This window comes from Proteus sp. ZN5 (assembly GCF_011046025.1).
Taxonomy (GTDB): domain Bacteria; phylum Pseudomonadota; class Gammaproteobacteria; order Enterobacterales; family Enterobacteriaceae; genus Proteus.
In genome coordinates, this window is the sequence record NZ_CP047639.1 from 4,139,132 (window position 1) to 4,153,995 (window position 14,864).

At 40.6% G+C, this 14,864-nt stretch carries 20 protein-coding genes; 13 read left to right on the forward strand and 7 right to left on the reverse strand.

Translation table 11 applies throughout. The features are described 5' to 3' along the window. Nucleotide 1: 1 nt before the first annotated feature. From mlaC to mlaF, 4 genes are all read right to left on the reverse strand, one after another. Nucleotides 2–631 (reverse strand): phospholipid-binding protein MlaC, encoded by a 630-nt coding sequence (mlaC, locus tag GTK47_RS18995; RefSeq protein ID WP_165126119.1) that lies wholly within the window; start codon nt 629–631, stop codon nt 2–4. 96 nt (nt 632–727) lie between these two features. Beyond that, nucleotides 728–1,264 carry an outer membrane lipid asymmetry maintenance protein MlaD gene (gene mlaD, locus GTK47_RS19000; RefSeq protein ID WP_165126122.1) on the reverse strand — a complete coding sequence of 179 codons (537 nt, stop codon included), beginning with the start codon at nt 1,262–1,264 and terminating at the stop codon, nt 728–730. A gap of 3 nt (nt 1,265–1,267) precedes the next feature. Then, the gene (gene mlaE, locus GTK47_RS19005) at nt 1,268–2,047 is read right to left on the reverse strand and encodes a lipid asymmetry maintenance ABC transporter permease subunit MlaE (RefSeq protein ID WP_165126125.1); all 780 of its coding nucleotides are present in this window, start codon (nt 2,045–2,047) and stop codon (nt 1,268–1,270) included. A 3-nt stretch (nt 2,048–2,050) separates the two neighbouring features. Next, nucleotides 2,051–2,863, reverse strand: a complete 813-nt coding sequence (gene mlaF / locus GTK47_RS19010; protein WP_165126128.1) for a phospholipid ABC transporter ATP-binding protein MlaF — start codon at nt 2,861–2,863, stop codon at nt 2,051–2,053. 239 nt (nt 2,864–3,102) lie between these two features. On the opposite strand from mlaF, the gene GTK47_RS19015 reads away from it, so the two are divergent. The 12 genes from GTK47_RS19015 to rnk all read left to right on the forward strand — a co-directional run bounded on the left by GTK47_RS19015 (nt 3,103) and on the right by rnk (nt 11,760). Continuing rightward, a complete protein-coding gene (locus GTK47_RS19015; protein WP_098941209.1) occupies nt 3,103–4,083 on the forward strand; it encodes a calcium/sodium antiporter in 981 nt (326 codons plus the stop codon). Nucleotides 4,084–4,101: 18 nt separating this feature from the next. Then, entirely contained in the window at nt 4,102–5,076 is a 975-nt protein-coding gene (gene kdsD, locus GTK47_RS19020; protein WP_075671453.1) for an arabinose-5-phosphate isomerase KdsD, read from the forward strand. A gap of 27 nt (nt 5,077–5,103) precedes the next feature. Then, on the forward strand, nt 5,104–5,661 hold the full coding sequence (gene kdsC / locus GTK47_RS19025) for a 3-deoxy-manno-octulosonate-8-phosphatase KdsC (RefSeq protein WP_165126131.1): 558 nt from the start codon (nt 5,104–5,106) through the stop codon (nt 5,659–5,661). Between the two features lie 16 nt (nt 5,662–5,677). After that, entirely contained in the window at nt 5,678–6,256 is a 579-nt protein-coding gene (lptC, locus tag GTK47_RS19030; RefSeq protein WP_165126134.1) for an LPS export ABC transporter periplasmic protein LptC, read from the forward strand. Next, nucleotides 6,237–6,770, forward strand: coding sequence for a lipopolysaccharide ABC transporter substrate-binding protein LptA (gene lptA, locus GTK47_RS19035; protein WP_165126137.1), 534 nt, complete (start codon nt 6,237–6,239; stop codon nt 6,768–6,770). The genes lptC and lptA overlap by 20 nt, the downstream gene beginning before the upstream one ends. Nucleotides 6,771–6,776: 6 nt before the next feature. Then, nucleotides 6,777–7,502 (forward strand): LPS export ABC transporter ATP-binding protein, encoded by a 726-nt coding sequence (gene lptB / locus GTK47_RS19040; protein ID WP_006535352.1) that lies wholly within the window; start codon nt 6,777–6,779, stop codon nt 7,500–7,502. A gap of 59 nt (nt 7,503–7,561) precedes the next feature. After that, on the forward strand, nt 7,562–9,043 hold the full coding sequence (rpoN, locus tag GTK47_RS19045) for an RNA polymerase factor sigma-54 (RefSeq protein WP_165126140.1): 1,482 nt from the start codon (nt 7,562–7,564) through the stop codon (nt 9,041–9,043). 23 nt (nt 9,044–9,066) lie between these two features. Then, nucleotides 9,067–9,354 (forward strand): ribosome hibernation promoting factor, encoded by a 288-nt coding sequence (gene hpf / locus GTK47_RS19050; RefSeq protein ID WP_036913954.1) that lies wholly within the window; start codon nt 9,067–9,069, stop codon nt 9,352–9,354. Nucleotides 9,355–9,503: 149 nt separating this feature from the next. Then, nucleotides 9,504–9,971 (forward strand): PTS IIA-like nitrogen regulatory protein PtsN, encoded by a 468-nt coding sequence (ptsN, locus tag GTK47_RS19055; RefSeq protein ID WP_023582879.1) that lies wholly within the window; start codon nt 9,504–9,506, stop codon nt 9,969–9,971. A gap of 79 nt (nt 9,972–10,050) precedes the next feature. After that, entirely contained in the window at nt 10,051–10,905 is an 855-nt protein-coding gene (gene rapZ, locus GTK47_RS19060; RefSeq protein WP_023582880.1) for an RNase adapter RapZ, read from the forward strand. Then, a complete protein-coding gene (npr, locus tag GTK47_RS19065) occupies nt 10,902–11,174 on the forward strand; it encodes a PTS phosphocarrier protein NPr (protein WP_006535359.1) in 273 nt (90 codons plus the stop codon). Before rapZ ends, npr begins: the two co-directional genes overlap by 4 nt. Before the next feature lie 175 nt (nt 11,175–11,349). Next, nucleotides 11,350–11,760: a nucleoside diphosphate kinase regulator gene (rnk, locus tag GTK47_RS19070; protein WP_075671465.1), complete on the forward strand. Its 411-nt coding sequence runs from the start codon at nt 11,350–11,352 to the stop codon at nt 11,758–11,760. A gap of 116 nt (nt 11,761–11,876) precedes the next feature. Here rnk and pmbA read toward each other — a convergent pair whose 3' ends face one another. Continuing rightward, the gene (gene pmbA, locus GTK47_RS19075; RefSeq protein ID WP_165126143.1) at nt 11,877–13,205 is read right to left on the reverse strand and encodes a metalloprotease PmbA; all 1,329 of its coding nucleotides are present in this window, start codon (nt 13,203–13,205) and stop codon (nt 11,877–11,879) included. A 187-nt stretch (nt 13,206–13,392) separates the two neighbouring features. Between pmbA and yjgA the strand changes: the two genes are divergently transcribed. Continuing rightward, the gene (gene yjgA, locus GTK47_RS19080) at nt 13,393–13,953 is read left to right on the forward strand and encodes a ribosome biogenesis factor YjgA (RefSeq protein ID WP_165126758.1); all 561 of its coding nucleotides are present in this window, start codon (nt 13,393–13,395) and stop codon (nt 13,951–13,953) included. Nucleotides 13,954–14,029: 76 nt separating this feature from the next. Here the strand turns inward: yjgA and GTK47_RS19085 are convergent, their stop codons facing one another. Both GTK47_RS19085 and GTK47_RS19090 read right to left on the reverse strand, forming a co-directional pair. Continuing rightward, complete coding sequence (locus GTK47_RS19085) at nt 14,030–14,308, reverse strand: barstar family protein (protein WP_165126146.1); 279 nt, start codon at nt 14,306–14,308, stop codon at nt 14,030–14,032. Further along, nucleotides 14,308–14,808, reverse strand: a complete 501-nt coding sequence (locus GTK47_RS19090; RefSeq protein WP_165126149.1) for a ribonuclease domain-containing protein — start codon at nt 14,806–14,808, stop codon at nt 14,308–14,310. Before GTK47_RS19090 ends, GTK47_RS19085 begins: the two co-directional genes overlap by 1 nt. Nucleotides 14,809–14,864: the final 56 nt, after the last annotated feature.

Below are 14,864 nucleotides of genomic sequence, written 5' to 3' on the forward strand. Positions count from 1 at the left end.
GTTATTTTTTCTCATCCAGTGTAATTGGTGTTTTAGCACTGATTTCTAACTGTTTTGTTAAACCATCAACACCTTTAGAATTTAAAATATCTGACCACTCATTCTGTTTTGTTGTGATCATGCTGACACCTTCAGCAATCATATCATATGCTTGCCATTCGCCTGTTTTGCTGTTTTTACGCCATTGGAAATCAAGACGAACTGGTGGGCGGCCATTTGTATCAATGATAGTGACACGAATAGTGAGAGTTGATTTATCTGCGAAAGGTTTTGCAGGCTCAATACGGTACTCTTGGCCTTCATACATCGCTAATGCTTGACCATATACTTGAGCAAGATACGCTTCAAATGCAGTGAAATAAGCATCACGTTGTACAGGTGTTGCATTACGATAATGCGGTCCTAACACTAATGCGCCCGCATATTTAATATGCACATAAGGTAATAATTCTTGCTGAACAATTTGACGTAAAACTTCAGGGTTTTTACGAATTTCAGGCTGTTCATTTTTTAATTTACTAAAGGTCTTTTGCGCCGCATCTTCCATCAATGCATAAGGATTGGTTTTATCAACTGCCATTGCAAAAGGCGTTATCACTAATAATGCGACCATCAATAAGCGTTTAAACATACGTTCGCTTCTCCTCAAATAGGGTTTCGATAATACGATGCATTTATTGTGCTAAATCTAGCTAAATGTATAAGTGCATCGTATAGAAATTAATGATTAAGGTAATGCAGTGTGTTCTTGCGTTGGCTGAGATTCAGATTTTGCTGAATCATCACCATCACCCGTTTTATAAAGGAATTGACCAATAAGATCTTCTAGTACCATTGCTGAATTGGTGTTTGTGATCCGTCCTCCGTCTTCGAGCAGAGTAGAATCTAATGCTTCATCATAAAAACCTAAATTCAATGCAAGGAACTGCTCACCTAATAAACCCGATGTACGAATAGACAGTGAGCTACTTTCTGGAATGTGGTCATAAATGCTCAGAATATCGAGCGCGACTTCAGGGCGATAATTCCCTTCATCTTCTTCTTTTAAAGTGATAGAAGAAACACGGCCAATCACCACACCACCAATCTTAACTGGGGAACGTTCTTTTAACCCACCAATATTACCAAAGCTGGCATAAACGCGATAAGTCGGTTGATTACCCATTTCTTTAATATCAGCCACTTTAAGACATAAGAAAATCACGGCAGCTAACGCAATCAGAACAAATAGACCAACCCAAACTTCAATTTTTTTACTTTGCATGACTTAGTTCCCAAACATCAGTGCTGTTAGCACAAAATCTAAACCCAATACGGCTAACGATGAATGAACAACGGTGCGTGTTGTTGCTCTGCTAATCCCTTCTGATGTTGGGATTGCGTCATACCCGTTAAAGAGCGCTATCCAAGTGACGGTAATGGCAAAAACGACACTTTTAATAAAGCAGTTTACTAAATCGAGTCGCCATTCAACGGCACCTTGCATAGATGCCCAGAAAAAGCCTTCATCGATCCCTTTCCAATCCACACCCACAATTGCACCACCCCAGATACCGATAGCAACAAAAATAAGTGAAAGCAATGGCATACTAATAAGACCCGCCCAAAAACGAGGCGCAACGACACGTCTTAAAGGATCGACTGCCATCATTTCTAAACTAGAAATTTGTTCTGTAGCTTTCATCAAGCCAATTTCAGCGGTTAAGGCTGAGCCAGCTCGACCCGCAAATAATAATGCCGTAACGACTGGGCCTAATTCTCTTAACAACGAGAGTGCGACCATCATGCCAAGACTAGCTTCAGCACTAAAGGTTGTTAAAACAAGATAGCCTTGTAATCCCAACACCATGCCAATAAATAAGCCAGACACCATGATAATTAATAAGGATTGAACACCAACGTTATACAGTTGCTTCAGTAATAGAGGCCACTGTTTACGCAATTCAGGCTTACCGACTAATGCTCGAAAGAGCATAATGCCAGCTCTACCAAAGGTTGCAAAAATCGCTAACGCTCTAACGCCAATGCGAGATAATAAATTTACCACGTACTAATTTCCTCGTCCTAATAGGTCGTCCTGATAATCTCCCGCAGGAAAACGGAAAGGTACAGGGCCATCAGCAATACCATCTAAAAACTGTCTTACTTGCCTATTTGGATTATCCTGTAATTCTTGCGCGCTACCTTGAGCAATGACTTTCTGTTCCGCAACAATATAGGCGTAATCTGCGATACTTAACACTTCAGGCACATCGTGGGAAACCACAACACAAGTCACACCAAGCGCATGATTTAACTCATCAATTAACTTAACAAGCACACCCATTGTGATAGGATCTTGCCCAACAAAAGGCTCATCAAACATAATCAATTCAGGATCAAGCGCAATGGCTCTTGCTAATGCTGCCCTTCTCGCCATTCCTCCTGATAATTCAGAAGGCATTAAACTTGCCGCACCACGTAAACCCACAGCTTCAAGTTTCATCATCACTGTTGTATGGATCAATGCTTCAGGTAAATTTGTATGCTCTCTTAGTGGAAATGCCACATTTTCAAACACATTCATGTCTGTAAACAGTGCGCCTGATTGAAAAAGCATACTCATTTTCTTTCTTGTCTGATACAACGCAGAGCGTGATAGCGCAGGAATATTATCGCCATCAAACCAAATTTCACCACTATCAGGAAGGATTTGTCCTCCCATTAGGCGTAACAAGGTTGTTTTACCAATCCCTGAAGGGCCCATAATCGCAGTCACTTTTCCTCTTGGTACAACAAGATTAATCTCAGAGAAGATCTTTCTGCTACCACGAGTGAAGTTCATATTGCGCACTTCAATTAGATTGTCAGATTGTGCGTTCATGAATAAAACATCCTCAAGCCTGTCTGCATAAACGAATTTTTACGCTATTTTGGCAGGTCATTCGTTATGTTACAAAGAAATCACCACTATTTAGCAATTTATTGCACGGTTAATTTTACTTTTCGTGCTTGGCTAGTCAAAATATGGTTAATTAGCAAAACCTTTTGACAATATGTTTTTTTATCAGCCCTGTCTTATTGGTTTTTTCTTTATTCGCTCATTGTTGGAAAACTGATGGCATGTTGATTACTTTGTCTCTTTTAATTTTTGGGTTGATGCTACTCGTTTATGCATCAGACCGATTAGTTTATGGTGCGAGTGTTTTTGCGCAATCGTTAAAAATCCCGCCAGCCGTTATCGGTATCTTAATTGTAGGCACAGGTACTTCACTGCCTGAGCTTTTTGTTTCAACCGATGCTGCTGTGCATAATTTACCTGATATTGCTATCGGCACAGCCATTGGCTCTACACTCACCAACCTTCTCCTCATCGCAGGTATTGGCGCGATGATTTATCCCATGAATATTCAATCCGCAGTGCTCAAAAAAGAGCTTCCCTTGATGATTATAGTCATCATGCTCGTTGGCATTATCGTTTCTAGCGGAAATTTAGGTCTGAGAGAAGGCACTCTGCTCTTTTTTATTGGTTTTGCATCCATCTTTCTAATGATAAAAACGATGCATAAAACACTAACACAAGAGCGTCATGTATTACCTTTAGAAACCTTAACGCGTTTCGAATTACAGACAAATCCCCGTAATTCTGTTGCACTTTTTTGGGTTGTTATTGCTTTACTTATTATTCCAGTTGCTACTCAAATGATATTGGATAATGTCTTTATTTTAATGCAACAGTATCATCTTAGTGGCTTTTTTGTTGGTTTAACCTTGCTATCGATTGGAACAAGCCTACCTGAATTAGCCACAACTATTGTGGCAGCACTAAGACGCGAGAATGAATTAGCATTAGGGAATATTATAGGTGCTAATATTTTCAATCTAACTTTTGTGTTAGGAATGCCAGCATTACTTTCACCAAGCACATTTAATATCAACACATTTTATTTTAGCTTTGCTGTACTTGGTGTCGCCAGTTTACTGTTTTCTCTCTTTTCATTAGGGCGTAAACGACGTCTTAATCGAGGAAAAGGGATATTCTTGTTAGTTTGCTTTATTGTTTATATTACGGTGTTGTGCGTCGCACATTCTCTCTTAACCTAAAATAAATGGTACAAAAAAATGACCGAGTTTGATTTTCAGCAAGCGGGTAAAAAAGTCCTTCATATTGAGCGTGATGGGTTAGCTGAACTAGAACAATACATCAATGATGACTTCACTCTTGCCTGTGAGAAAATTTTTCACTGCCAAGGTCGAGTGATTGTTATGGGTATGGGTAAATCTGGCCATATTGGACATAAAATTGCGGCTACATTTGCCAGCACAGGAACACCTTCTTTCTTTGTTCATCCCGGTGAAGCAAGCCATGGCGACTTAGGCATGGTGACAGAAAAAGATATCGTTCTGGCAATTTCAAACTCAGGTGAAGCCAGCGAGATCCTCGCACTTATTCCAGTACTTAAACGTAAACAGATAACACTGATTTGTATGACACGCACTCCTCAAAGTACAATGGGGAAAGCGTCTGATATTCATCTTTGTATCAAAGTACCTAAAGAAGCCTGTCCTTTAGGCCTTGCACCAACAACCAGTACAACCGCAACCTTGGTGATGGGAGATGCGCTAGCAATTGCACTGTTACGTGCCCGAGGTTTTACTGCTGAAGATTTCGCGCTTTCTCATCCAGGTGGTGCATTAGGTCGTAAATTACTCCTTCATGTCAGTGATTTAATGAATAAAGAGGCAGATATTCCACGTGTCACTAAAGATGCCACTTTACGTGAAGCACTTGTCGAGATAACCCGTAAAAAATTAGGTATGACCGTCATTTGCGATGATAGTATGCTGATCAACGGTATCTTTACTGATGGTGACTTACGAAGAATATTTGACTTAGGGATAGATCTGAACAATGCCAAAATCTCAGATGTTATGACAAGAGGCGGTATTCGTATTCGCCCAGATTGTTTGGCTGTTGAAGCTCTGAATTTAATGCAAGCAAAACATATCACCTCACTATTAGTAACAGAACAAGATAGTGATATCCTGTTAGGTGTTTTACATATGCATGATTTATTACAGGCTGGTGTTGTATAAGCTATTCATAACGTTCGAAGGATAAAAATGAATACAATGATAGAAACTTGTTATGGTGCAGTAAGTGAGCAAATCATCAAAAAAGCAGAAAAAATCCAATTGCTGATTTGTGATGTTGATGGTGTGATGTCTGACGGACTCATTTACATGGGCAATAATGGCGAAGAATTAAAAGCCTTTAACGTCCGTGATGGGTATGGCATCCGTTGTTTGCTTACATCCGGCATTGAGGTTGCTATCATTACAGGTCGTCAGTCTAAACTGTTAGAAGATCGTGCTAAAACCCTTGGCATTACATATCTTTACCAAGGTCAGCATAATAAGCTTTTGGCGTATCAACAACTGTTAGATACACTAAACCTTAAACCTGAACAAACAGCCTATATTGGTGACGACCTGATTGATTTACCTGTAATGGAAAAAGTGGGACTTTCTGCCGCCGTGGCTGATGCACATCCATTACTTACACCTCGTGCAAATTACGTGACTCGCATTGCGGGGGGGCGTGGTGCAGTACGAGAATTGTGTGATTTAATCCTTTTAGCGCAAGGTCGGCTTGAAGAAGCTAAAGGTCTTTCGATTTAACGTATAACGATACAGAATGAATAAATTAAAATCCTGGTTTACCTTAATTCTTGCCATTATCGCCCTTGGACTGATTGGCTGGAACTATACTAATAACACTGAATTCGGTGATAGTGAGATTGTTGATGATGGTCAGCCAACCTATCAATCCAAATCATCGATATCTTTTGTTTACGAGCCAACGGGTATACTCGGATATAAACTTGTTGCTGATGATGTCAAAAACTATGCTCAGCAAAAGTTTACATGGTTTACTAACCCTGTCTTAACTACCTATTCACCGACAGGGGATGCAACATGGACAGTACGCGCAAATAAAGCCAAGCTAACAAACAGTAAAATGCTCTATCTTTATGGCGATGTTCAAATTGATAGCTTAACGGATGATTCTCAGCTACAGAGAATAAGCACAGACAATGCTATTGCAAATTTGGATACACAGGATGTTTCCTCTGATGATGAAGTGACTATTATCGGCGTCGGACTGAAATCAGTCGGCTTAAAAATGCGAGGCAATCTGCGCGAGAAACATGCAGAGCTGATTGAAAAGGTAAACACCTATTATGAGATCCCTAATGAATCAAAAAATCCGTAATACACTGATTATCGGTACACTTTTAGCGATAAGTGTACCTGTGATGGCGCTTAAAGATGACACACAACAACCTATTGTTGTGAACTCAGAGAAACAGTCGCTTGATCTAGAAAAAAACGTCACAACCTTTACAAAAAATGTTGTGATCAAACAAGGTTCTATCGATATTCGTGCCGATAAAGTTGTTGTCACACGTCCAAGTGGTGACTCCAAAAGGATCGTAATAGAAGCGTTTGGTAACCCTGTGACTTTTTATCAGTTACAAGATGATGGCAAACCTATCAAAGGTCGTGGCGAGAAAATGACCTATGAAATGGATAAAGAGTTAATGACCTTAACGGGTAAAGCCTATCTTGAACAATTAGACAGTAATATCACCGGTGATAAGATCACTTATCTCGTCCCAACTCAGCAAATGGAAGCGTTTAGCGGTAAAGGTAAACAAGTGACTACTGTTTTACTGCCTTCCCAGTTGCAAGAGAAAGGCCCTGGTGTTAACAACAAAGGTAAGTAACACTTTATGGCGCTGTTAAAAGCTGAAAATTTAGCGAAAGCATACAAAGGGCGCACCGTTGTCGGTGATGTGAGCCTGAACGTTAATTCAGGTGAGATTGTCGGCTTACTTGGACCTAATGGTGCAGGTAAAACAACCACATTCTATATGGTTGTAGGCATTGTAGCTCGTGATGCAGGTAGTATTACCATTGATGATGAAGACATTACGCTGTTACCGTTACATGAACGAGCACGTAAAGGCATTGGCTATCTTCCTCAAGAGGCGTCTATTTTTAGACGCTTAAGCGTTTATGACAACATAATGGGGATCTTAGAAATCCGCCATGATCTAACGCCTGAAGAACGAAAAGACCGTGCAGAAGAGCTGCTAGAAGAGTTTAATGTCAGCCACTTACGTAACAGCTTAGGGCAATCATTATCAGGGGGTGAACGCCGTCGTGTTGAAATCGCACGGGCATTGGCAGCGAACCCTAAATTCATTTTATTAGATGAGCCTTTTGCGGGTGTTGACCCTATTTCAGTATTAGATATTAAAAAAATTATCCAGCATCTACGTGATTATGGATTAGGTGTACTGATTACTGACCATAACGTTCGTGAAACATTAGATGTGTGTGAACGTGCTTATATCGTCAGCCAAGGTCACCTTATTGCTCATGGTTCACCAGAAGAAATTCTTGAAAATGAGCAAGTTAAACGTGTTTACTTAGGTGAAGGCTTCCGCCTGTAATCTTTGATTCACTTTTACTCTGTCATGGATGACAACAGCAAAGGATTCATCGCATTATTATGAAACAAAGTCTGCAACTTCGTCTTAGTCAGCAACTGGCAATGACGCCACAGCTACAACAGGCTATTCGTTTGTTGCAACTTTCGACGCTTGAATTACAACAAGAAATTCAGCAAGCGCTTGAGTCTAATCCACTTCTGGAACAAGACGACGATCAACAAGATCCCGTTTCAGACGATACTTCTCATACAGAAAATCAGCCAGACTCTACAACAGAAACAACAACTGAAAACGAAGTTGAAGAGTTCGATACGCTGGATGCTTTAGAGCAAAAAGAGATGCCTGATGATCTCCCTCTAGATACTCAATGGGAAGAGATCTACACCGCAGGCACACCTTCTGGCACCAGTAATGACTATACTGATGATGAACTTCCACTGTATCAAGGCGAAACAACTGCTTCATTGCAAGATTATCTAACATGGCAGGCTGAGCTCACTCCGTTTTCAGAAACAGACAGAGCAATTGCGATAAGTATTATCGATGCTATTGATGAAACAGGGTATTTAACTGTCACAACAGATGACATCCTTGCTGGAATGGGCGATGATGAGTTAGAGCTTGATGAAGTCGAAGCTGTATTAAAACGTATCCAACGCTTTGATCCTATTGGTGTTGCTGCGCGTGATTTAAAAGAGTGTCTTTTGATTCAGCTATCCGCTTTTTCAACAGAAACACCTTATCTTAAAGAAACGCAGTTAGTGATTAGCCAATATTTAGAGTTGCTAGGTAACCGTGACTTTCGCCAATTGATGCGTCAAACGAAGTTACGAGAAGAGACACTTAAATCGGTTATTGAAATGATCCAGTCTCTTGATCCTAAGCCCGGATTAAGTATTGATACAGGCGAGTCAGAGTACGTTATTCCAGATATACTGGTAAAAAAATCAGGGGAACGCTGGCAAGTTGAGTTAAATGCAGATAGCATTCCTCGCCTACGAATAAATGAGACCTATGCAGCATTGGGCCAATCGACTCAAAATGAGAGCGATGGAAAATTTATTCGTGACAATTTACAAGAAGCCAAATGGCTGATAAAAAGTTTAGAAAGCCGTAATGAGACATTATTAAAAGTCGCTCATTGCATTGTTGACACACAGCAGGCATTTTTCGAATTGGGTGAAGAGCATATGAAACCCCTTGTGTTAGCAGATATTGCTGAACAAGTTGAAATGCACGAATCCACTATTTCTCGAGTGACAACGCAAAAATTTTTGCATTGCCCAAGAGGAATTTTCGAATTGAAGTATTTTTTCTCTAGCCATGTGAATACTGATAGCGGAGGCGAAGCCTCTTCAACAGCAATCAGGGCTTTAGTGAAGAAACTAATCGCAGCAGAAAATCCAGCGAAACCACTTAGTGATAGTAAACTGGCTGATATGCTCGGAGAACTTGGAATACAAGTTGCTCGACGCACTGTTGCGAAGTATAGAGAGTCATTATCCATCCCGCCTTCAAATCAACGCAAAGAGTTGGTTTGAGCATAATTGAGAAGGAAGACACTATGGAACTTCAAATCACTGGTCATAATATTGAATTAACCGATGCTCTGCGTGATACCGTCAAAGCAAAAAGCGCGAAATTACCTCAGTTCTTTGACAAAATTAATAACGTTCAGGTGATCCTGAAGGTCGAGAAAGTGAATAAAATCGCGGAAGCGACCATTCAAGTTAACGGCGGTGAATTGCATGCCTCTGCAGAAGCAGAAGATATGTACGCAGCAATTGATGGATTAATGGATAAACTGGCTCGTCAATTAACCAAACACAAAGATAAACTGAGACAACATTAATTCATTTCCCATTGTAAAATGGGGATACAATCGGCGAAGTTACTGTGTTGTTTATGACTTGGTTTAAGCCAACGCCTAATCAATATCAGTAACAAAAAACCAGATGTCACTTTGTGGCATCTGGTTTGCTGGTCTAAGTGAATAAGACAATGAACAACGATACAAAGATGAATATTAGCGACGTACTTTCTCTAGCATGTACGCATAATGATGTACATTGCACGAGTAAAAAGCGCGCGTTAGAAATTATCAGTGAAAATGCAGCAAAAGCACTTAATTTACCCGAAACACTGATATTTGAAGCTTTATTGACGCGTGAAAAAGTCGGTACAACAGGGATTGGGGGTGGTTTAGCGATCCCTCACGGACGTATTGAAAGTGATGAAACAGAAAAAGTAGTTGGTGTGTTTCTTCACCTAAGCGAACCTATTGCCTTCGACGCTATTGATAATCAACCTGTCGACTTGTTGTTCGCATTACTCGTTCCTGCGACACAATGTAAGGAACATTTACACACACTGTCTTTAATTGCAAAACAGTTGGCAGACAAAAACTTATGTCGCCGACTACGCTCCGCACAAAGTGATGAAGAGCTTTATCAGATTATCACAGAATAACCCCTACGGGTTTAGTAGGACGCGAATAGCATACAGTGGAATGATATTCATCACTGGGAAATTATAGGGGAGCTACCTCATGGTGCTGATGATAGTCAGCGGACGCTCTGGTTCAGGTAAGTCAGTCGCTTTGCGTGCGCTTGAAGACATGGGATTTTATTGTGTTGATAACTTACCTGTTGATCTTTTACCTGAGCTAGCAAAAACACTGGCTGAACGTGATGCTTCTGCTGCCGCAGTCAGTATTGATGTCCGAAATATGCCAGAGTCACCGGAGATCTTCGAAAAAGCGCTGGAAAGTTTACCCGCTGAATATTCTCCACAACTCTTATTTTTAGACGCAGATAGAAATACCTTAATTCGTCGTTATAGTGATACTCGACGTCTTCACCCTCTTTCGACCAAGAACCTTTCATTAGAAATGGCAATTGATACCGAAAGTGATCTGCTTGAGCCATTGCGATCACGCGCTGATCTCATCATTGATACTTCTGAGATGTCAGTTCATGAGCTAGCAGAAATGCTACGTACTCGCTTATTAGGTAAGCGTGAACGTGAGCTGACGATGGTCTTTGAATCGTTTGGCTTTAAGCATGGTATTCCTATTGATGCAGACTATGTTTTTGATGTGCGCTTCTTACCAAATCCACATTGGGATCCTAAACTGCGTCCAATGACCGGTCTCGATCGCCCTGTCGCGGCATTTTTAGATAGACACACCGAAGTTCATAACTTTATTTATCAAACTAGAAGCTACCTTGAACTTTGGTTGCCGATGTTAGAAACCAATAACCGTAGTTATTTGACGGTTGCGATTGGTTGTACCGGTGGTAAACACCGTTCTGTTTATGTTGCAGAGCAACTCGCAGATTATTTCCGCTCTAGAGGAAAAAACGTACAATCACGCCACAGAACACTAGAAAAACGCAAATGACCCAATATCGACAAGTTGCGATTAAAAATCGCCTCGGTATGCATGCAAGACCTGCGATGAAGTTGTTTGATTTAGTAAAAACATTTCAATCAACCGTTATTTTACGCAACAACGAAGGGGTTGAAGCACAAGCGGATAGTGTGATTGCTATGCTGATGTTAGATTCAGAGCAAGGCAGTCAAATTGATATAGAAGTTACTGGTAGTGATGAAAATGAAGCTATTGATGCTATTATCGCATTATTTGAATCGGGGTTTGATGAAGAATAATCGTAATAGAAAACAATAGATTAGCATTTCTTAACTAAATAACCCGAAAGAGACTGTGATCACTGTCTCTTTCTTTTTTATACAGAACCGCCTATTATCTCTTATATGAGTTTAACAACACCCCCACCTCACCCGTGGGGGTGTTGTTTTGCATTGGAATAAATTGGAGTGTGGTATGACAAAGCCAACAATTATCATCAACGAACTTGATGCAGAACGTTTAGATTCATTACTTGAACAACCGGCATTTGCAGATAGCCCGATTGCTGAAGCATTGAATGAAGAGTTAGATCGTGCTGACATTGTTACACCAGCTGATATCCCTGCTAATATTGTCACAATGAATAGCAAAGTCCGTTTTATGGACTTAAAAAATAATGAAGAGCGTACTCGTACGTTAGTGTATCCTGCTTCATTAAAAGACAGTACCACTGAACTTTCCGTTATGGCGCCAATGGGTGCTGCGCTACTGGGTTTAGCGATTGATGACGAAATCAGTTGGAAGCTGCCAAATGGCCTTGAAACCAAGGTTAAAGTATTAGAAATTCTATACCAACCTGAAGCTGCGGGTGAATTACACCGTTAAGCAGAGCTGAAGGTTCGCGTCTTATTTTTATCTTCTCAAATTGAAAAGCACACTGATAAACGCGATATCTCAGCCCATTGTGGGCTGAGATTAAAGGCCTCGGTAAGTCTCTAAAATTACTCACCAGCAATACTCATTTCTGGTAATAACAACGATCCACACTGAACATTACTGCGCATCTCGATATCATCACCCATATTGGCAATATTTGCCCACATATCTTTTAAGTTACCCGCAATAGTGACTTCACTTACAGGATATTGAATTTCACCGTTTTCAACCCAAAAACCGCTCGCGCCACGAGAATAATCACCCGTTACTGTGCTGACGCCTTGTCCCATCAATTCAGTAACAACAAGACCTGTTCCCATCTCTCTTAACAGCGCATCAAACGATAAACCTTGCCCTGGGATATACCAGTTATGAATACCACCAGCATGACCATTACTTTTTAAACCCAGTTTTCTTGCTGAATATGTGGTTAATAGCCACTCTTGTAATACGCCATCTTTAATGATTTCGGCATCGGTTGTGCGCACACCTTCGCTATCAAACGGTGTTGATGCTAGGCCTCTCATTAAGTGAGGACGTTCTTGAATATTTAGCCATTGAGGGAAAATTTGCTTACCTAAGCTATCGAGTAAACAAGAAGATTCACGATAAATCATGCTACCACTGATTGCCGCCACCAAATGACCAAAAATACCAGTCGCAACATCGGCAGCAAAAATAACGGGGGCTTTCATGGTTGGAAGTTTACGAGGTGCAAGGCGAGATAAAGTACGGCGAGCACACTCTTGCCCTACCCATTCCGGTGATTCTAGATCATCAAAACGACGACTAATGGTGTAGGCATAATCGCGCTCCATATCTTCACCATCACGAGCAATAACACAGCTTGACATAGAATAGCGTGAAGATGAATAGCTTTTTAATAAGCCAAGGCTATTACCAAATACACGGGTTCCACTGTGGCTATTAAAACTGCCCCCTTCTGTATTAATAATACGGCTATCGCTATCTAAAGCGGCTTTTTCTGCTCTTGATGCTAATTCAATCGCTTTATCTGCCGTTACCTCAGTAGGATGGTAAAGATCAAGGAAAGGCGCATCAAAGGCTAATAGCTCTTGATCAGCAGGCCCTGCATAAGGGTCAACTGAAGTATAACGTGCAATATCCACAGCGGCCTGTACAGCACGCTTAATTGCATCAGGACTTAAATCTGTTGAAGATGCACTACCTTTACGTTGTTGTTGGTAAACCGTAATGCCTAAAGCACCATCACTGTTAAATTCAACATTTTCAACTTCACCGTAACGCGTACTCACACTAATGCCTGTCGATTTATTAATAGCGACTTCGGCACTGTCACACTGTTTTGCAGCCAGCTCTAATGCGAGTGAGACGGCGTCTTCAAGCTGTTTTACCTGATCTGAATTATTCATTGAGAACCATTTTTCCTAAGGAGAACACCACTTTTTACTTATTTTTAGCAAAGTAAATCAATTGACAGGTGGTCAACAAGCGATTTTCCCAGTTACAATAGAAGATATATGAATGTTATCACCCGTCGGGCTTTTGGTCATTCACCAAATCACACTCCCGGCTTACTCTGCAACAGGAATTTTTATTATGGCAAAGCAGCCTGAAGAGTGGCATTACCTCAATCCTGAATTTGACGATACATCGTCAGAAGAGGAAGAAGAGGAAGAAATCATCTGGGTCAGCAAAAGCGAAATTAAACGTGATGCTGAAGCACTCAAAAAATTGGGTACTGAATTAGTTGAATTAAGTGCGCAAGAATTAGAGCGTGTGCCATTAGATGAGAAATTATTAGCCTCTATTCAATTAGCACAAAAAGTACAGCGTGAAGCACGCCGTCGCCAAATTCAATATATTGGAAAACTACTGCGCAATGTGGACGAAGAACCGATCCGCCAAGCGCTTGATAAACTGAAAAACCGCCACAACCAACAGATCTTAGTGTTACATAAACTAGAAGATCTGCGAATTCGCCTTGTCGAAGGTGGTAATGAAGTGATTGAAGAAGTCGTGGCGCTTTATCCAATGGCCGATCGCCAACAATTACGCACACTTATCCGTAATGCGAAAAAAGAAAAAGAAGCGAATAAACCACCAAAATCATTCCGCTTACTATTCCAATATCTAAAAGATTTATCAGAATCAGCATAAAACCTGATCATCCTGAAAACGCAGTGTAAATTCAGTATCACTGCGATTTTCAGGGCATACTTTTTGCTCTTAATTACTATTGTGCTTTGTGTTCACAATGAAAGCTCAATACGTCTTTACCAAGCTCATTTTGAGCTTCTTGCATCACTTCCACTAAAGGCTGGAAATTACGAGAATGATGAGGTAGATGCTTGAAAACAATACTGACAGGCAATTCTATTTCTCCCACTAACGCATCCCATAATGCATCTAGGTTATCGCCAAAATTATCATCTAACTGAAATTGCAGAGCAAAATCCTGATAAAAAGCATCTATATCTACTAGCATCTTAAAATCGAAGATAACCTGTTTCATTAAGGAGTAACCTTTGTCATTGTGCGGTAATGATCGGTGGTGACATAAATCAATCCATCATTCGAATAGAGCAATCTCTCGCTACCACGATGACCACAGTGATAATTTACATCAGCTTCATACCACTGGCGTCCTGCTTCTTCTGGTAGCTGTTTTTCACGGTTCATAAAGCGATCCCCACCAATTGCTCTTCCCGGCAAAACTTCACATAAGTTGCCTTCTTTCGCATTCCAGCCCTGTTCTCTTGCCTGTTTTTTAGTGAGATAAAAACTCGGTAGCTGTTGATGACGTTGTAAATAGTTAGCCACTGCATTGGCTTGTGTTTTTTCATCAATAGAAAGAGGGAGTTGTGCTGGTTTATTGCTGCTATTGCTTGGTGATATTGGAACAGAAACGGGCGATGAAGAGGACGATACATTCGCTTCAGGAAGCAAACCTTTATAGAGAACACCAAATAAAACAGCAATAACAATAATAACTGGTAATAAACGTTTACCCATAAATTAGCACCTTCACTGTCGCTGGGATAAAAAACTCCATCAAAAGATGGAGTTTA